This window comes from Paraburkholderia sp. BR10882 (assembly GCF_040948855.1).
GTDB classification, from domain to species: domain Bacteria; phylum Pseudomonadota; class Gammaproteobacteria; order Burkholderiales; family Burkholderiaceae; genus Paraburkholderia; species Paraburkholderia nodosa_A.
Genome location: NZ_JBFPKP010000025.1, coordinates 38,738 through 57,007, shown reverse-complemented (window position 1 = coordinate 57,007; position 18,270 = coordinate 38,738). Strand labels below are relative to the sequence as shown.

18 protein-coding genes are annotated in these 18,270 nt (G+C 63.9%); 4 read left to right on the top strand and 14 right to left on the bottom strand.

The genetic code is table 11. The features are described from left to right. Positions 1–6: 6 nt before the first annotated feature. The gene (locus AB3X99_RS36275; RefSeq protein WP_368619673.1) at positions 7–1,647 is read left to right on the top strand and encodes a Na/Pi cotransporter family protein; all 1,641 of its coding nucleotides are present in this window, start codon (positions 7–9) and stop codon (positions 1,645–1,647) included. A gap of 25 nt (positions 1,648–1,672) precedes the next feature. Here AB3X99_RS36275 and AB3X99_RS36270 read toward each other — a convergent pair whose 3' ends face one another. The 11 genes from AB3X99_RS36270 to AB3X99_RS36220 all read right to left on the bottom strand — a co-directional run bounded on the left by AB3X99_RS36270 (position 1,673) and on the right by AB3X99_RS36220 (position 13,031). Next, complete coding sequence (locus AB3X99_RS36270; protein ID WP_368619672.1) at positions 1,673–2,569, bottom strand: LysR substrate-binding domain-containing protein; 897 nt, start codon at positions 2,567–2,569, stop codon at positions 1,673–1,675. Between the two features lie 32 nt (positions 2,570–2,601). Then, complete coding sequence (locus AB3X99_RS36265) at positions 2,602–3,327, bottom strand: amino acid ABC transporter ATP-binding protein (protein WP_321922437.1); 726 nt, start codon at positions 3,325–3,327, stop codon at positions 2,602–2,604. A gap of 39 nt (positions 3,328–3,366) precedes the next feature. Continuing rightward, positions 3,367–4,023, bottom strand: a complete 657-nt coding sequence (locus AB3X99_RS36260) for an amino acid ABC transporter permease (RefSeq protein WP_028207074.1) — start codon at positions 4,021–4,023, stop codon at positions 3,367–3,369. Then, positions 4,023–4,781 (bottom strand): amino acid ABC transporter permease, encoded by a 759-nt coding sequence (locus tag AB3X99_RS36255; RefSeq protein WP_069267221.1) that lies wholly within the window; start codon positions 4,779–4,781, stop codon positions 4,023–4,025. The genes AB3X99_RS36260 and AB3X99_RS36255 overlap by 1 nt, the downstream gene beginning before the upstream one ends. Before the next feature lie 43 nt (positions 4,782–4,824). After that, positions 4,825–5,619 (bottom strand): transporter substrate-binding domain-containing protein, encoded by a 795-nt coding sequence (locus tag AB3X99_RS36250; protein WP_342948355.1) that lies wholly within the window; start codon positions 5,617–5,619, stop codon positions 4,825–4,827. Between the two features lie 85 nt (positions 5,620–5,704). After that, positions 5,705–6,778, bottom strand: coding sequence for an ABC transporter ATP-binding protein (locus AB3X99_RS36245; RefSeq protein WP_368619671.1), 1,074 nt, complete (start codon positions 6,776–6,778; stop codon positions 5,705–5,707). Positions 6,779–6,819: 41 nt separating this feature from the next. Beyond that, positions 6,820–7,662 (bottom strand): ABC transporter permease, encoded by an 843-nt coding sequence (locus AB3X99_RS36240; protein WP_368619670.1) that lies wholly within the window; start codon positions 7,660–7,662, stop codon positions 6,820–6,822. Next, positions 7,659–8,585 carry an ABC transporter permease gene (locus tag AB3X99_RS36235; protein WP_368619669.1) on the bottom strand — a complete coding sequence of 309 codons (927 nt, stop codon included), beginning with the start codon at positions 8,583–8,585 and terminating at the stop codon, positions 7,659–7,661. Before AB3X99_RS36235 ends, AB3X99_RS36240 begins: the two co-directional genes overlap by 4 nt. A 5-nt stretch (positions 8,586–8,590) precedes the next feature. Beyond that, positions 8,591–9,688: a PotD/PotF family extracellular solute-binding protein gene (locus tag AB3X99_RS36230; protein WP_368619668.1), complete on the bottom strand. Its 1,098-nt coding sequence runs from the start codon at positions 9,686–9,688 to the stop codon at positions 8,591–8,593. Between the two features lie 146 nt (positions 9,689–9,834). Beyond that, positions 9,835–11,340: an aldehyde dehydrogenase family protein gene (locus tag AB3X99_RS36225; RefSeq protein ID WP_368619667.1), complete on the bottom strand. Its 1,506-nt coding sequence runs from the start codon at positions 11,338–11,340 to the stop codon at positions 9,835–9,837. Continuing rightward, positions 11,337–13,031, bottom strand: a complete 1,695-nt coding sequence (locus tag AB3X99_RS36220) for a 5-guanidino-2-oxopentanoate decarboxylase (RefSeq protein ID WP_368619666.1) — start codon at positions 13,029–13,031, stop codon at positions 11,337–11,339. The genes AB3X99_RS36225 and AB3X99_RS36220 overlap by 4 nt, the downstream gene beginning before the upstream one ends. Before the next feature lie 326 nt (positions 13,032–13,357). Here AB3X99_RS36220 and speB point away from each other — a divergent pair, with 326 nt between their 5' ends. Further along, positions 13,358–14,311, top strand: a complete 954-nt coding sequence (speB, locus tag AB3X99_RS36215) for an agmatinase (protein ID WP_368619665.1) — start codon at positions 13,358–13,360, stop codon at positions 14,309–14,311. Positions 14,312–14,374: 63 nt separating this feature from the next. Here speB and AB3X99_RS36210 read toward each other — a convergent pair whose 3' ends face one another. Continuing rightward, positions 14,375–15,157, bottom strand: a complete 783-nt coding sequence (locus tag AB3X99_RS36210) for an amino acid ABC transporter permease (protein WP_368619664.1) — start codon at positions 15,155–15,157, stop codon at positions 14,375–14,377. Positions 15,158–15,219: 62 nt separating this feature from the next. Beyond that, on the bottom strand, positions 15,220–15,948 hold the full coding sequence (locus tag AB3X99_RS36205; RefSeq protein WP_368619690.1) for a basic amino acid ABC transporter substrate-binding protein: 729 nt from the start codon (positions 15,946–15,948) through the stop codon (positions 15,220–15,222). 293 nt (positions 15,949–16,241) lie between these two features. Between AB3X99_RS36205 and AB3X99_RS36200 the strand changes: the two genes are divergently transcribed. Both AB3X99_RS36200 and AB3X99_RS36195 read left to right on the top strand, forming a co-directional pair. Next, the gene (locus AB3X99_RS36200) at positions 16,242–17,057 is read left to right on the top strand and encodes a MetQ/NlpA family ABC transporter substrate-binding protein (protein ID WP_368619663.1); all 816 of its coding nucleotides are present in this window, start codon (positions 16,242–16,244) and stop codon (positions 17,055–17,057) included. 42 nt (positions 17,058–17,099) lie between these two features. Then, positions 17,100–17,756, top strand: coding sequence for a methionine ABC transporter permease (locus AB3X99_RS36195; RefSeq protein ID WP_069267213.1), 657 nt, complete (start codon positions 17,100–17,102; stop codon positions 17,754–17,756). A gap of 32 nt (positions 17,757–17,788) precedes the next feature. On the opposite strand, the gene AB3X99_RS36190 is transcribed toward AB3X99_RS36195, so the two are convergent. Continuing rightward, complete coding sequence (locus tag AB3X99_RS36190; RefSeq protein WP_069267212.1) at positions 17,789–18,244, bottom strand: RpiB/LacA/LacB family sugar-phosphate isomerase; 456 nt, start codon at positions 18,242–18,244, stop codon at positions 17,789–17,791. Between the last annotated feature and the right edge of the window lie 26 nt (positions 18,245–18,270).

Genomic DNA, 18,270 nt, shown 5'->3' with positions numbered 1-18,270 from the left:
CGCCGGATGATCCTGATCGTGCTTCATCTCGCGGGCGGTGTCGCCCTGCTCACGTGGGGCCTGCACATGGTCGAGTCCGGGCTCATGCGCGCGTTCGGCGCCTCGCTGCGGCGCTTCATGGCGCGCAGCCTCGGCAACCGCTTCAATGCATTCTGTGCAGGACTCGCGATCACCGGCGCGCTGCAGAGCAGTACGGCAACTGGCATGATCGCGTCGTCCTTCGCGGCGCGCGGCCTGATGGGAGCGGTGACGGGACTCGCCGTGATGCTCGGCGCGAACGTGGGCTCGACGCTCATCGTGCAGGCGTTCTCGCTCGACCTCAGCTGGATTTCGCCCGCGTGCCTGCTGATCGGCATGGCTTTGTTCGAAAGGGGCAAGGGCTCGCGCAACCGCGATATCGGCCGGGCATCGATCGGGCTCGGACTCATGCTGCTCGCGCTCACGCTGCTCGTCTCGACGGTGCAGCCCGCGGAAACCGCGCCCGCGCTGCGTACGGTACTCGGCGCGCTGTCCGGCGAGCCCGTGCTCAACGCCGCGCTGTCGTGCGTGCTCACGTGGGCCGCGCATTCGAGCATTCCGGTCGTGTTGTTCGTGATGTCGCTCGCGAAGCTGCATACCGTGCCTTTGGACATCGCGATCGCCATGGTGCTCGGCGCGAACGTCGGGAGCGCGCTCAATCCGTACTTCGAGGCGGCGAAGGGGCACGATCTCAGCCGCCGCAGGCTGCCCGCCGGCAACCTGCTGCTGCGCGGCGGCGTGTGCGTGCTGCTGCTCGCCGTGTGCTCGCCGCTCGCGCGCCTGCTCGACACGCTGCCCGGCGACGCCAGCCGCACGATCGCCGATTTTCACACTGGCCTGAACGTCGCCATCGCAGTCGTGTTCATCGGACTGCTCGATCCGGTAGCGCGTCTGCTGGAGCGCATCATGCCCTCGCCCGCTGCGGGCGACGATGCGTGCTCGCCGCGCTACCTCGATGAAAGCGCCTTGCAGTCTCCGCCGCTGGCGCTGGCGTGCGCGGCGCGCGAAGTGATCAGAATGAGCGAGATCGTCGAGGCGATGCTGCGCGAGAGCGTGCCGGTGCTGCTTGCCAATGACCGCCGCGCAGTGAGCGATGTCGCGAGCCGTGACGACACCGTGGACGTGCTCCACGACGCGATCAAGCGCTACGTCACCGAACTGACCCGCGAGCCGCTCAGCGAAGAGGACCGGCGCTGGGCATCGGACATCATGACCGCCGTGATCAATCTCGAGCATATCGGCGACATCATCGACAAGAATCTGCTCGAGATCGCACAGAAGAAGATCAAGATGCAGCTGAGCTTTTCGGCGGAAGGCACCGAAGAGCTGCGCATGCTGCATGACTCGGTGATCGACAGCTTTCGCCGCGCCCAGGCCCTGCTCGTGTCGGGGCGCACACAAACCGCCGCGCAGCTCATCGCCGACAAGCAGGCCCTGAGGCAACTCGAACGATCGGCGCGCGAACGCCACCTCGAACGGTTGCGCGACGGCCAGCCGGACAGCCTGGCCTCGAGTTCGCTGCATCTCGACGTGCTGCGCGATCTCGTGCGCATCCAGTCACATATTTGCGCGCTCGCTTATCCCTTGCTGGAACGCGACAAAGCGGATGAAGCGGCGGCGCAGGTTTGAGGGGGCGCCGCTCGCCTGGCGGTTGCTATACCGGCGCAATCGCCGGTTGTCGTTGGTGATTGCGTGCCATCCACTCGCTGAAGAGCTTCACCTTCGGCTGATGTGCCACGCACTCGGGATAGACAAAGTAATAGCGCGCGCCCGTTTCGATCACCGTGTCGAACGGCATGACAAGCCGCTTCGCCACGAGGTCGTCGTCGACCAGTGTGCGGTCACCGATCGCAATGCCGAAGCCTTGCATGGCCGCGTTCGTGGCCAGATCGAGCGTTTCGAAACTCGGACCCATGTTTGCGTCCACCTGGGTCGCGCCAACCTGATCGAGCCACTGTCTCCAGTCACGATGGTCTCGCGTCGGATGCAGCAGCGTAAATTGCGAGAGATCGTCGAACTGTGCGAGCGGCTTGCTGTTCAGCAGTTCCGGCGCGCATACCGGCGTGATCTGCTCGTCGAAGAGCGGCACCGCGTGAACATCGGCGCCTGGGGACGAACCGTAGATGATCGCGGCGTCGAACGGCTCGGCCTGGAAGTCGACGTCATGCTGCCAGGTTGCCGTAATCTGCACCAGCAAGTCTGGGTGCTCGCCCTGAAACCGCATGATTCTTGGCAACATCCAGCGCATGATGCAGGTCGGCACCTTCATGGCGAGATCGGTGCGCTGCCGCGTCAAGCGCGCCGACGTCTCCTCGATGCGCGCGAGGCCCTCCCTCACGACGGGCAGCAGCATCTCGCCTTCGGTCGTCAGCGTGAGCCCCTTTTTTCCTCTGATGAAAAGCGGAAACTTGTAGTAGTCCTCCAGCGAGAGGATCTGTCGGCTCACCGCGCCCTGCGTGAGACACAGGTGTTCTGCAGCACACGTGAAGCTGCGGTGGCGCGCGACCACTTCGAATACCTGCAGGGCGTTGAGTGGAGGAAGGCGTCGCATGGGATTCGCGTTTCCGGTTTGACGGAAGCAGGCTAGTGAAGGATCTTTGAAAGGAAGTCCTTCGCGCGACTGGACTTCGGCTGCGCAAAGAACGCCTCCTTGAGATCGTCTTCGACGATACACCCCTGGTCCATGAAGATCACGCGATTCGCCACCTTCTTCGCGAAGCCCATCTCGTGCGTGACGCACATCATCGTCATGCCTTCCTGGGCGAGTTCGACCATCACGTCCAGCACCTCGTTGATCATCTCCGGATCGAGTGCCGAGGTTGGCTCGTCGAACAGCATCGCAATCGGGTCCATCGACAACGCGCGGGCGATTGCGACACGCTGCTGCTGACCGCCGGAGAGCTGGGCAGGAAACTTGTCCGCGTGAGCGCGCAAGCCCACGCGATGCAGCAGCCCCAGGGCCTTTTGCGCGGCCTCGTCCTTGTGCCGGCCAAGCACCTTCACCTGCGCGAGCGTGAGGTTTTCGGTAATCGACATATGCGGGAAGAGTTCGAAATGCTGAAAAACCATGCCCACTTTCGAGCGCAGCTTCGACAGATTGGTCTTCCTGTCGCCGACCGACTCGCCGTTGATCCTGATCTCGCCGTTCTGAAACGGTTCGAGGCCGTTGACCGTCTTGATGAGCGTCGATTTTCCCGAGCCCGACGGCCCGCATACCACGACGACTTCACCTTTTTTCACTTCCGTCGTGCAGTCAGTGAGCACCTGGAACTGACCGTACCACTTCGATACGTTGCTAATGGTAATCATGTGGAAACCTGCTTCCGAAAAGCGTTGAAGTTCATGCGTTCAGCGGTGACGGGCACGCTGGTAGCGGCCTTCGAGCACACGTGCGTACCACGTGAGCGGAAAGCACATCGCGAAGTACAGCAGCGCGACCATCGCGTAGATCGGGAACGGACGAAACACGGCGTTCGTGATCATGGTCCCGGTCTTGGTCAACTCGGTCAGGCCGATGATCGAGGTGAGCGCCGTACTCTTCACCACCTGCACGAGAAAGCCGACCGTGGGCGGCACGGCGATCTTCCATGCCTGCGGCCAGACGACGTAACGCAGTTGCTGAGGCCATGTCATGCCGAGGCTGGCCGCGGCGCTCCACTGCCCTCGTGGCACGGCTTCGACGCAGCCGCGCCAGATGTCGGCCAGGTAGGCGCTCGTGTAGAGCGTGAGCGTCACCGTTGCGGCGAGCCACGGCGACACTTCGATTCCCACGAGCGGCAGCCCGAAGAACGCGAGAAAGAGCTGCATCAGCAGTGGCGTGCCCTGGAACAGTTCGACGTACAGCACGGCAATGCGACGCAGCCAGGCCAACGGCGACACGCGCATCGCCAGCAGCACGAGGCCCGCGATGCCGCCTCCAACGAACGCACAAAGCGAGAGCAGGACGGTCCAGCGCGCGGCCAGCAGCAGATTGCGCGCGATGTCCCAGAGAGTGAACTCGACCATTACGAACGCTCCTTCGAAAGGCCGGATGCAGCCATGCGGACGCGACCGGAAAACCACGCGCGCAGGGTTGTGCGTGAGGCGCCGGCGCCGCGTGCCGTGCGTCCGGCGAAGAGGCCCTTGCCGAGCCGGTTGATGAGCAACCGCAGGACGATCGACAGCAGAAGGTAGATCACCGTGACGATCACGTAGCTCTCGAACGAGCGGAAGTTGCGCGACTGGATGAAGTTGGCTGCGTACGTCAGGTCGGGCACGGAAATCTGCGAGACGACGGCCGAACCGAGCATCACGATCAGCACCTGGCCCAGCAGCGCCGGAAAGACGTTGGCGAGCGCCTGGGGCAGAACGACATGGCGGAAAACCTGCCGCCCCTGCAACCCGAGCGCCATGGCCGCCTGGCGCTGGCCGCGAGGGACCGAGTCGATGCCGGCGCGCACGATCTCGGTCGCGTAGGCCCCCAGATTGACGGTCATCGCCAAAACCGCCGCCTGCATCTCGTTGATCTGCACGCCCAGACCCGGCAGCCCGAAAAACACAAAGAAGAGCTGCACGAGAAAAGGCGTATTGCGAATCAGCTCGACGTAGGACGCAACCAGCGCGCGCACCCACCTCGGGCCCGCGACGGCAAGGCTCGCGCCCGCAATGCCGAGCAGGCCGCCCAGCACGGTCGAGACCGCCGTCAGGCCTAGCGTCACTTCCACGCCGCGCGCGAGCATACCCGCGTAAAGACCGAAGTCACTAAAGTCGAATGTGTAAGTCATCGCTGCGCCGTCTGTCGTTCAGGTAAGCGGGAGCCGGAGCGCATCAAAGACTGGCCGGCAATGGAGCACGCAGCCATTTGAGCGAGATGGCGTTCATCGAGCCGTCCTTCTTTGCGGCCGCGATGGCGTCGTCGACCTTCTGCTTCAGGCGCGGCTCGTTCTTGTTCAGGCCAACGTGGTCTGGCGAGCTGAACAAGGAGAACTTCTGCTCCGGATCGTTGGCGGGATGACGGGCCATGATGGTCGCGCCAACGTCATTGCCAACCACGAGCAGTTGGGCCTGACCGGAGAGGAATGCGGAAATCGCGCCGTTCGGGTCGTCAAAGCGCTTGATGACCGCGGAAGGCGGCGCCACCTTGGACACGCTCAGATCTTCGAGCGTGCCGCGCGCGACGGCGACCGTCTTGCCGGCCAGATCGCCGGCATTCTTCACCGCCAGCGATTTCGGCCCGAATACCGCGAGATAGTACGGCGCATACGGCTGCGAGAAGTCGATGACCTTCGCGCGCTCGGGCGTCTGGCCAACTGAAAGCAGCATGTCCGCCTTGTGATCCGCCAGATAGGCCATGCGGTTGTCGCCCGTCACCTGCACGAGTTCGACCTTCGCATTCAGGGCCTTGCCGATCAGATTGGCCACGTCGATGTCGTAGCCCTGCGGCTTCATGTCGGGTCCGATCGATCCAAACGGCGGATAGTCCTCGAATACGCCGACACGCACGACGCCCGATTTCGCAATCGTGTCGAGCGCGTCCGCATGCGCGAGCGGCGCGAACGCGCTGAGGCCGGCCATGCCGGCAAGCGCGAAGGCTGCGATGGTGCGAGCCGCGAGGCGCTGCATGGGGTTCGTGGTGACGTGAGTGGTGTTCATGACGGATGTCTCCTTCCAACTGCTTCTTTGGGGGTAAAAATTTCGACGCGAAATTTCAGTGCGTGGTATGCGCCGGAATCAGCCTGCACGCGTGGGCCGGCATCTCGGCGAGCACGGGTCGCCCCACTTCGAGGTCCGGCGTCTCGCGGGGGGTGGTAGCGGCAGTGAGCGTGAAGCCGTCACAATCGATCGTCGCTTCGATCTGCGCGCCCACGTCGCGAACAAACGTCACCTTGCCGGCCACGACGTTCGGACCGGGATTCGCAGTCATCGGCCGCACACACACGTCTTCCGGACGAATCAGCAGGCGGATGTCGCCCGAGCGCTCCGGCGCGCGCATCGCGGCATTGACGGCGATCCGCTGGCCGCCCGGCAGCGCGATGCCGGCGTCGGCTTCGAGCGTCACGGGCAAGATGTTGCCGAGGCCGATGAAGTCCGCCACGAATTCATTCACGGGATCGCGGTAGATGTCGAGCGGCCTGCCGACCTGGGCGATGCGCCCTTTCTGCATCACGACGATCTCGTCGGCCATCGTCATCGCTTCGCGCTGGTCATGCGTGACCATGATCGTCGTGATGCCAAGCCGCTGTTGCAGCAGGCGAATCTCGACCTGCATCGCTTCACGCAGCTTCGCATCGAGCGCCGAAAGCGGCTCGTCGAGCAGCAGCAGTTTCGGCGACGAGGCAATCGCACGCGCAATCGCCACGCGCTGGCGCTGCCCGCCGGAAAGCTGCGTAACGGGCCGGTTCGCCATGTGCGGAAGCTGGATCAGGTCGAGCAGTTCGGCCACGCGCTTCGCTTGTGCGCGCTTGTCGACGCCACGCAAACGCAGCGGATAGGCGACATTGGCGGCAACGGTCATATGCGGGAACAGCGCGAGCGACTGAAACACCATGCCGAAGTCGCGCCGGTTGGCCGGCACCTGCGTGAGGTCGCGCCCCGCGAATATCACCGATCCGGAAGTCGGCGTCTCCAGGCCCGCGATGATACGCAGCAGGGTTGTCTTGCCGCAGCCCGAAGGCCCGAGAAAACACACCAGCTTGCCGTCCGGAACGTTGAGATCGACGTGGTCGACCGCGAACGCGTTGTGAAAGCGCTTGGTGATGGCCTGCAAAGACAGATGAGTCATGAGAGTTCCTTTGTGCCCGGGGACCGCGTGAGGGGCGGCGATCAGAGCGCCACGCCTTCGTCGCCGACGAGCTTTTCGAGCAGCCAGATCAAGGCGAAGTCGATCAGCACGATGAAGACCGCGAACGAAAACACGGTTGGGTCGAGCGACGAAACGGTGCGGCTGTAGAGCCAGACCGGCAGCGTCATCGTGTTGATGCCGTAGAGGAAGAACGTCACCGTGAATTCGTTAAACGAAACGATGAACGCGAAGAGCATGCCGGCGAGAATGCCGGGACGCATGAGCGGCAGCACGACGTCGACGAGCGCACGCCGCGGGCTCGCGCCCATCACGCAGGCGGCTTCCTCGAACTCCGGTCCGATCGACGCAACCGATGCCGCGCAGTTCTTCACCGTGAACGGCAGCGCCAGGATGACGTGCGCAATGACGAGCCGCCCCATGCCCAGTTCCACCGGCAGGACATTGAAGACGAGCAACAGCGAAAGCCCCAGCATCACGAGCGGATAGACGAGCGGCAGCGCGACCAGTTGCTCGATCACGGCCTTGCCGCGAAAGCGGTAGCGCGAGAGCGCGTAGGCAGCGGGCACGGAAACGGCGGTGGCGATGAACATCGTCGAGACCGCGACGATGAGGCTCGTCGTGAGCGCCGTGCCCATGGACAGCACGTCGCTCGCATCGGGCGACACGAACGTGTGCCATGCGGCCCGATACCAGTGCAGGCCGAAGCTCTGCGGCGGAAATTCGAGCGTGTCCGAATTGCCGAACGACATCGTGATCATCGTCAGAATCGGCAGCGCGGCGAGAAAGAGCACGATCGTCGCGAACCATCCGGTCACGCGGCTGAGGCGGCCGGGCATCGTCAGGGGAATACGCAAGGCATTCATGAGCGGGACTCCGCGTGGCGTTGCAGGTTGCGCACCAGTCGTTGCGAGATGGCCATCACCGCAAGCGTCGCGGCCATCAGAACGACACCCGAGGCAGACGCGGCCGGCCAGTTCAGCAACGGCGCGACCTGATCGTGCACGAGCACGGCGAGCATCGGCACGCGGCGTCCGCCCAGCAGCAATGGCACCGCGAACGCGCTGGCGTTATAGGCGAACACGAGCAGCGCGCCCGAGACGATGCCAGGCATCGCCAGCGGCAGCATCACGTGGCGCATCGTCTGCCAGCGGCTTGCGCCGAGGGTAGCCGCCGCCTCTTCGTACGAGCGCGACACCGCACGCATCGCGCTCGAGATGGGAAGCACGGCGAGCGGGAACGCCGTTTGAATCAGTCCGAGCAGCACGCCGTTCTCGCGATACAGCCACAACACCGGACGCCCGATCAGGCCGGTGGCCATGAGCACGTGATTGACGAGGCCCGCCGGCCCCAGCATCACGAGCCACCCGTAGCCCTGCAGCAGCAGATTGACCAGCAGCGGCAGCAGCACACCGGCCAGCAGGAGGCGCCGCGCGGTGCGCGACTGCGTACGCGCCATCGCGAGTGCCACGGGAATCGCCAGCACGACGGCGACGATCATGCTCTGGAAAGCCAGCCGCAAGGTCAGCCAGAGCGAGCGCAGGAAGTAGGCGTCCCCGAGGTCGACGTAATTCTGCAGCGTGAAGGCATGCCACTCGTTGCCTGGCACACCAAAGCTCATGCGCAGCACGGCGAGCGCCGCCGCGATCAGCACGGCGAGAAACGCGAGGATCGGCGCGAGCAGCAGCAACGGCGGCACGCGCGGCAGCGCCGTTGCGGTGCCGGGCTGGGCTGTCGATTCGCCGGCCTGCGCCGGCGTGCCCGCGCGATGTGAAGAGAGGGCTGACATGGCGCTTACGCGGAAAAGATCTCGGTGAAGCGCTTGATCCACGCAGGCTGCAACGCGGCGAGCGCCTTGTCGTCGTGGAGCACGGCCTTCTCGGCGATCTGCTGCGGCGACGGCACGAAGGCGCGGCTTTCGGCGGGAATGACCGCGCGCGAGTTCACCGGACCGTTGAGCACGTCGGCGGCCATGCGGCCCTGCACGCCGGCATCGAGCGAATGATCGATGAAGGCATGGATGAGATCGACATCGCCGGGATGCGACTTCGGAATCACCGTAAACATCAGCTGGGTTGCGAAGCCCTCTTTCATGCCATAGGTCACGGCCATCTTGTACTCGGGCTTGCGGATCTGCTCGGGGAAGAATGCCGGTGCATAGATGCCGCCGATGTCGAGCGAGCCGGTGCGGAACAGGTCGGCGACCTGGTTCGGGTTTTCGCCGAGCGTCAGCACGCGGTCCTTCAACTGGGCGAGCTTCTTGAACCCCGGATCGATGTTCTGCTGCGAACCGCCCGCCATCTTCGCGGCGATGATCGCGAGATCGACCGCTTCAGCCCACTCGGGCGGCGGCAGGAACAGGCGTCCCGCATACTTCGGATCCCAAAGGGCTTCGTACGTCGAGGGGGCGGCCTTCACGGTGGACGTGTTGTAGACGAGGCCGTCCGACCACAGCAGGTAGCCGACGCCGAATCCATTGGCGCCCGTGCGGTATTGCGGCGCGACGTCTTTCAGGTTGGGCAGCTTGTTCAGATCCGGCTTCATCAGCAGGCCCGCATCGGCGAGACCGGAGGCGCCGACCCCGGCAAGCGTGATCACGTCGTAGGTCGGCCGGTCGCCGGCCGCCTTGAGTTTCGCGACCATGCCGGAGGTGCCATCGGCGCGGTCGGCGATGACCTGCGCGCCGGTCTTCTGGCTGAACGTGGCGGCGATGTTGCGCAAGGCCGCTGCGCCGGTGTCGTCGGACCAGGTGAGCAGCCGCAGGGTCTTGCCCGCATAGCTCTTTTCCTGTGCCCTGGCAGTACTGATGAATGGCATGGGCAAGGCCGATGCCGCCAGAGCCGTGCCGATTGCCTGAATGGCCTGCCTTCTCCCCAGCTTGATCCCCTGCATGGTCATCTCCTGATTGAACCGTATGGGCGCTGCCCAATGCGCGCTGCCATTACCAAAAATCACGCGAACGTGCTGCGTGAATGGACTCTACGTGCGTCAAAAACCCGCAACAAACGAAATCTCTGCATGCGCGCCATGACAAAAGCTCATGCACCGCGAACGTTTTCCGGAGCCGCGGCGGCCCCGGCAGGCATGAGCACCTGCTTGATTTCCTGGAAGGCGGCGAGCCCGAACGGACCCAGCTCGCGCCCGATGCTGCTGCGCTTGTAGCCGCCCCATGAGGTCTGAGGAAAGATGACCTGCGGCGCGTTGATCCAGACAACGCCCGCTTCCAGTTCGGCCGCCACTCGCCTGCCCCGCCCGGCGTCACGCGTGACGACCGTGGCGACCAGGCCGAACTCCGTATCGTTGGCCGCCCCGATGGCCTCGTCCTCGGTATCGAAGCTGCGCAGGCACAGTACGGGGCCGAAGATTTCCTCGCGCCACAGCGGGCTTTCGGCGGGGATATCGACGAACATCGTCGGTTTCACAAAGTAGCCGGGACCGGCTGGCGCCTCGCCTTCGATCACGAGACGCGCGCCGTCGGCCTTGCCGTGCGCGATGTAGCGCTGCACGCGGTCGTACTGCGCGCGGTTGGTGAGTGGCCCCATCTGCACGCCGGGCTGGAAAGGATCGCCGACGACCGTGCGCGTTGCGCGGTCGGCGAGCCGCGCCGCGAGTGCGTCCGCTATCGGTCGCTCGACCAGTACGCGCGAAGTGGCCGAGCACATCTGGCCGGCATTGAAGAACGCCCCGCCCGCAACGAGGTCGGTGGCGAGATCGAGGTCCGCATCGGCGAACACGATAATGGAGGACTTTCCGCCCAGTTCCAGACTCACGCCTTTGATCGTATCCGCAGCGGTTTTCATGACCTGCGCCCCAACCGCAGTGCTGCCGGTAAAGGAAACCTTCGCGACGAGCGGGTGTGACGCCAACGGCGCCCCGACTTCGGTGCCCGTGCCCGTCACGACGTTGACCACGCCTCTCGGCACGCCGGCGTCGGCGATGATCGCCGCAAGCTCCAGTTCGGGAAGCGGCGTGATTTCGGATGGCTTGAGAATGACCGTGCAGCCGGCCGCAAGCGCAGGCGCGAGCTTCCACGCCGTCGTGACCATTGGGAAATTCCAGGGCACGATCAGCGCGACCACGCCCGCCGGCTCGCGCCGGACGCTCGCCCGATAGTCGTCACTGGGAATGGCAACCACGGACTCGCCGACTGCGTCGAGTTGTTCGGCGAGGCCCGCGTAGTACTCGAACGTGGCAATCACGTCGCTCACGTCGATTCGCGCTTCCTCCAGCGGTTTGCCGTTGTTGAGCGACTGTAGCGCCGCCAGATGTTCGCGCCGGTCGCTCACGCCGCTGGCGATCGCACGCAGCAAGGTTGCACGCCGCGCGGCGGTTGTCTTCTTCCAGGTGCGGAAGGCCCGTGCGGCGGCACGCACCGCGCTATCGACATCGGCGGCATTGGCGGCCTCGACGTGGGCAATCGTTTCTTCGGTCGATGGGTTGACGACCGTCAGACGCCGCGCGGCCTCGCCCGCGCACCAGAAGCCGTCGATGTAGAGCTGCGTACGCAGGGTCACTCCCGGCCCGAACCATTCATGCTGCTTCATGCCGGCACCCGCGCAAACCAGTCGGCTTCGTTCACTTCGACCACGGTCGGGATGTCGCGCGATACGGCTTGCTGCAGCTCGGCGGCAAGTGCATCGGGCGTATCCACGCGAGCCGCCACGCAGCCGAAACCGCGCGCCAGTGCGAGAAAATCCGGCGTGTGGATATCGACGCCGACCGGCACGATGTCGCGCGCCGTCATGTAACGGCGTATCTCGCCGTAGCCGAAGTTGTTCCACAAGAGAACCACCACGGGTACCCTGGCTTCCACGGCGCTGGCGAGTTCCGGCAGCGTGAACTGCAGCCCGCCGTCGCCGATCAGGCAAACCACGGGGCGATCGGGCGCCGCGAGCTTCGCGCCAATCGCCGCGGGAAGCCCATAGCCCAGCGTGCCGTAGCCAGTCGACGAGTTGAACCATGAACGCGGCTGCGGTGCGTCGTGCACGAAGTTGCCCGCATACACGGGACTGGTCGAGTCGCCCGCGATGATGACGTGTGGCAACGTGGCAGTGATCGTGTCGACAAGGCGCTTCTGCGAGCGTGTCGGCGCGTCGTAGCCGGCCTCCACGGCCTGCCGCGCGAGCGCGACCCGCTGCGCGCCCCACTCGCGCTGACGCGCCGACATGATGCGTTCATGCAGCCGCCTCGACAGGCTGCCGAGTGCTTGCCGCGAGTCGGCGGGGATGGCCACGTCGGGACTGAAGTTGCGCATCAGTTGCTGCGCGTCGATGTCGATGCGGATCAGCCGGCCCTCGATCGAAAAGCCGCCGTCGAACACCACGTCGTAGTCGGTTTCGCCCAACTCGGTGCCGACCGCGAGCACGACGTCCGCTTCGCGGGCAAGCGCCCGCGTTGGCGGCAGCGATTGCGTCGAGCCGAGCAACAGCGGATGCTCGGGCGGCAGCAAGCCCTTGGCGTTGATCGTCAGCGCAACCGGCGCCTGCAGGCGCTCGGCGAGTTCCTGCAGTTCGGCCGCGGCGTGCAGCGCGCCACCGCCAGCGAGAATCAGTGGACGGCGCGCCGTGGCAAGCAGGTCTGCCGCCGCAGCGAGGGCCACCGGGCACCCCGCCGGCCTCGCTGGCAGGACGACCGACATCAGGTTCATGCCGCGAGCGGGTGCGACGATCACGTCCAGCGGAATCTCGATGTGCACCGGACGCGGCCGCGCGCCGCCGAAAACGGCGAATGCGCGGGCCAGCACCTGGGGCAGTTCCGCAGCATCGAGCAGCGTGTGCGAGAACGCGGTGAGGCCAGTGAATACGTCGCGCTGCGATGGCAGTTCGTGCAGGCGTCCGTCTCCGTTGCCCAGTTCGCGGCGTGCATTCACGCTCGATATCACCAGCATCGGAATGGAGTCGGCATACGCCTGCGCCATCGCGGTCGCGATGTTTGTCATGCCTGGCCCCGTGATGATGAAGCACACGCCCGGTTTTCCGGTCACGCGTGCATAGCCGTCCGACATGAAGCCCGCGCCCTGTTCATGGCGCGGCGTGACGTGGCGGATGGACGAAGCGGCGAGACCCCGATAAAGCTCGACCGTATGCACGCCCGGAATGCCGAACACGTACTGGACGCCGTATCCTTCGAGCAGGGTGACGAGTGCCTCGCCGCAGGTTTGGCCCGTTGTATGGGGCCATTGCATTGGCCGCGCGCCGGCTTCCTCGAAGCTGGCGGTGAATTCCGGATAGTTCATGGATGGTCGCGTTCCTGGTTGGTACCGTCCGATACAGATGCCGGCCCGATTGGCCTATGCACACGCATCTGCGTCGTTGTCCAAACCATTCTCGGCGGCGCCGCGCGGCGCGGACAATCGATATGTTTTCATGCGGTGCATGAGCTTCTTGCATGACCTGAGGAAAACCCGCCTATGCACGGCGAGGCGCGAGGGTTTACGCCGATCCATGACGGGAGGACATGCGTCGCATGAAATTATTTCGATTGTTCGTGTCCCGCCCTCGCGCAGAAAATGCATTCACCGAATGCTTTTAAGCATCTGACTGAATGCAACTGGAGCGAATCGTGAGCATGGAATATTTCCAGCCCCTGGGCGGCAACGCGATGCCGCGCTGCGGCGGGGTCGCGACGATGATGCGACTGCCCAACGTGGAGAACGCCGAAGGGCTCGATGCCTGCTTCGTTGGCGTGCCGTTCGATCTGGGCACATCGAATCGAACCGGCGCGCGCTACGGGCCGCGCCAGATTCGCACCGAATCGGTGTTGCTGCGCCCGTACAACATGGCGACACGCGCCGCGCCGTTCGATTCGCTGCGCGTCGCGGATATCGGCGATGTCGCGATCAATCCGTACAACCTCCCCGATTCGATTGCACGGATCGAGACGGCCTACGACGCCATCCTGAGCCACGGCGCTACGCCGGTCACGCTAGGCGGCGACCATACGATCACGCTGCCGATCCTGCGTGCCATTCATCGCAAGCACGGCAAGGTCGGCCTGATACACGTCGACGCGCACGCGGATGTCAACGACACGATGATGGGCGAGAAGATTGCGCACGGCACACCGTTTCGCCGCGCGGTCGAGGAAGGGCTGCTCGACTGCCAGCGTGTGGTGCAGATCGGTCTGCGCGGCACCGGCTACGCCGCAGAAGACTTCGACTGGTGCCGCGAACAGGGTTTTCGCGTAGTGCAGGCCGAGGAGTGCTGGAACCGCTCGCTCGAACCGCTGATGGCAGAGGTGCGCGAGCGCGTTGGCGGAGGGCCGGTGTATCTGAGTTTCGATATCGACGGCATCGACCCGGCGTACGCGCCCGGTACCGGCACGCCGGAGATCGCAGGACTGACGGTCCCGCAAGCCCTCGAAATCATTCGTGGCGCATGGGGGCTCGACCTGGTGGGCGCGGATGTGGTCGAAGTCGCGCCGCCGTACGATCCGTTCGGCACCACCGCCCTGCTTGCCGCCAATCTCGCTTATGAAGCGCTTTGCGTACTGCCGGGTGTGAAGCGCCGCGCGTGAGTCGGGATATCGCGAAGCTTGGCGGCGACCCCGCTCTGCCGCCGTCAGTCTTTAGCTATCGCGTTACCGTGCGACGTGATCGGTTCGCGCCAGGTGATCCTCCAGCCTGCGCAGGCCCATTGTCAGCGCCAACGTCATCAGCCAGTATGCTGCGGCAATCGCCAGGTAAGGCTCCCAATAGCGGCCGTAAGCGCCGGCCACTGTGCGTGCAGCGTAGGCCATCTCACCGAGACCGATTGCCGAGATCAACGACGTGTCCTTGAGCAGCGATATCACGTTGTTGCCCAGTGGAGGCAGCATGCGCCGGAAGGCCTGGGGGATCACAACATAACGCATCATCTGTCCGTGCGTCATGCCCAGCGATTGGCCCGCCTGCCTCTGGCCGATCGCGATCGACTGGATGCCTGCGCGAAACACCTCGGAGATATAGGCGCTGGAATTCAGCGTCAGCGCCGCTACGCCGGAGATCAGCGCCCCGTGATTCTGCTTCAAGGTTCGAGCCAGATCGCCGCTGATCAACAGCCCGTGCACCGGATGGATGAACACCGGCATCACCGCGAAATGCATCAGCAAGATCTGCACGAACAACGGCGTGCCGCGAAAGAAACTCACATATGCCGTAGACGGCCAGCGCAGCACATATTTGCACGCCGTCCGCCACGGCTGATGCCTCGCGTCGGCAAGCCGCGCGAGCGCCAACAAGAGGCCCAAGGCGCAGCCCATCAGCACGCAGGCCACCGTCGTGCCAACGGTGACCAACGCCCCCTCCCAGAACAGTTGCCTGTACTCCACCAGGATGTCCGGGCGGAACCAGCCGAACCACATGACCGGATTGCTGTCTTCCATGCTCGCTTTCAATAAAAGGCTGAAGCGCGGGCGGGCCCGGCGCGCGCCGGTGCATCACGCCATTATTGCGGCTTGAATTCCTGGTTGAACCACTTCTTGTAGATCACGTTGTAGCTGCCATCTGCGCGGATCGCAGCCAACCCGGCGTTAATCTTGTCCAGCAGGGCCTTGTCGCCTTTGCGGACCACGATTCCGTAGTATTCCTTGGGGAAATTCGCGTCTTCCACGGTCTTGAGGCCAGGATTCTGCGATACCCGGTACGCAATGACACCGTTGTCGCCAATTGCCGCGTCTACACCACCTGAGGCGAGTTCGGAAATGATCAGCGGCGTGCTCTCGAAACGTCGGATATTCGGGTTGGTCTTGCCCACCTCACGGCTCATGACATCGTCGGCCGTGGAACCGCTCACCACGGAGACCTTCTTGCCATCCAGGTCCTTCAACGACTTCACGGGACTGTTCTTCGGCACCGCGATCAACTGGCGTGCGTCGAAATACGGCGCCGAGAAGTCAAAACTCTGCTTACGCTTATCGTTGATCGTGACGCCGGAGATGACCAGGTCCACGTCGCCATTGTTGAGCGACGCGAAGATGCTCGTGAACGGCGTGTTCACGATACGCAGTTTCATATGCTGCTGCCTCGCGATCGCGTCGATGATGTCGATGTCAAAGCCTACGATCTGCTTGTCCTTGTTTTCAAACGCGAACGGTGTATAGGTCGCGCTCGATGCCACAACCAGCTCGCGGTCTTCCGCGTGCGCGGCGACCGACCAGATGGCACAGGCTGCCACCGAGGCGGCAAGGGTGAGGAGGATTTTTTTCACAGCGTCGTCGCCCCGGGACAAGAAAAGTTGGAAAAGTATATAGCAAACCACTAAAAAGCCTATCAGCCAAAATTCGTCTACATCCCGTTTCGATCGCGGCGCATGGCAACCGTAACGCGTCACGTTAAGCAGGCCTGCTGGCTATAGGTGGACCGCCGCGCGTCATTAGCATTCGACAATCCATTCGTAGTGCCACGCAGATCCGCGTTCCTATAATGGCCCGGCGTATCAACTCATCCTTTCACCCCGGAGCCATCTTCATGATTCGACGCACTCTGCTCATTCTCGCCGCGCTCGCGTTCGTGCTGCCGTTTGCCAGCGGTCCCGCCTACTCCGCCGGCGCGCCGACGCCGCTCAAGGTGGGCGTGGCCGGTGGCGTAGACGAGCAAATCTGGGAGGTCGTCACGCAGGTTGCAAAAAAGGACGGGCTAGACGTGGAGGCCATCGTCATCAGCGGTACCGCGAGCCCGAATGAGGCGCTGAACAACGGCGATCTGAACGCCAATTCCTTCCAGCACATTCCGTATCTGCGCGATCAGGTCAAGTCGCGCGGCTACAAGATCGTGGCGGCTGGCGACACGTATATTTCGCCCATCGGCTTCTATTCGAAGAAGTACAAGTCGCTCGAGGCGCTTCCTGTTGGTGCAACAATCAGCATTCCTGCCGACCCGAGCAACCAGACCCGGGCCCTCGTGATCCTGCGCGATCACAAGCTCATCACGTTGCGCGACGGCTTCGATCCCTACACCGGCACCGCTTCGCTACAGGACGTGCGCTCCAACCCCCGCAAGCTGAATTTCGTCGAGGCGGACCCGCTGGTCCAGGCGCGCTCGCTGCCCGACGTGGATGCCGCGGCCATCGTCAATAACGTGGCGTCCGAGGCGGGACTGTACGCCACGCGTGACGGCATCGCCGTCGAGCACAAGGAACACAACCCCTACGTGAACATCATCGCGGTGCGCGAGCAGGACCGCAACGCGCCGTGGGTGCCGAAGCTCGTCAAGGCGTATCAGTCAGAGGAAGTCAGGCACTTTATCCAGACACACTTCAATGGGTCCGTGATTCCCGCATTCTGATATTGCGCATGCCTGCGCATGCTTCCATCGAGGTGAAACGTTATGTCGCCAACCCTGGCTGACCGCTACGTGCAGGCCCTGCTGCAGACCCTGCTCATGGTGGGTGCCTCCATGCTGATCGCGATCGTCGCTGGCATGCTGCTCGCGATCGTGCTCACGGTGAGCGCACCAGGCGGACTTTATCCGCGACCATTACTGCACAAGGCGCTTTCGACCGCCATCAACATGTTCCGCGCGATCCCCTTCATCATCCTGCTGGTTGCACTGCTGCCGGTCACGCGCTTCATTGTCGGTACGACGCTGGGCGCGTGGGCTGCCGTCGTGCCGTTGAGCGCGAATCTGATTCCGTTCTTTGCGCGCATCGTCCAGGTCAATCTCGGGGGTGTGGAGCCAGGGCTCATCGAAGCCGCGCGCGCGATGGGCTGCAAACGCTCCCAGATCGTCCACCATGTGCTGTTGCCCGAAGCGCTGCCGGGCATTCTCGGCGGCGTCACGGTAACGGCAATCGCGATGATCGACATGTCGGCGATGGCTGGCGCCGTCGGGGGCGGCGGCCTTGGCGACATGGCGATTCGCTATGGCTACGAACGCTACGAAACCCAGGTGATGATCGTCGTGATCTTTATTCTGGTCGCGCTCGTATCGGTGATTCAGCTGGTCGGCGAATATTTCGCGCGCCGGGTCGATCGCAAGCGCTGACGACACCCAGCCGCGCTGGGAAATCCGTCGAGTTACCGGTGGTGATATTTCGAATCCACTTCGTTGATCGCCGCGACGTTCCCCGCGCTACGCCCGTTTTCGTCGAACGTGTTGTCCAGAAACGCGTCGGCAATGGCCTTGGCCACCTCCGGCCCGATCACGCGCGAACCCATTGTGATGATCTGCGCATTGTTCGAGAGCGCCGCGCGTTCCGCCGAATAGGTGTCGTGGCACAGCGCGGCGCGAATGCCCGGCACCTTGTTCGCCGAAATGCTGACACCGATGCCGGTGCCGCACACGAGAATCGCGCGGTCATATGCGCCGCTGATCACGCCCGACGCCACGCGGTCCGAGAGATTGGCGTAAAACTCGTTCGGATTCGCTTCGTTGCTCGACACTTCGAAAACGTCGAAACGATCTTTCAGATAGTCGGCCAGCACCCGGGCCAATCCGACTCCGGCACTGTCGCCTCCAATGGCCACTTTCATGACGATCTCCTTGAGAATAAGAGTTG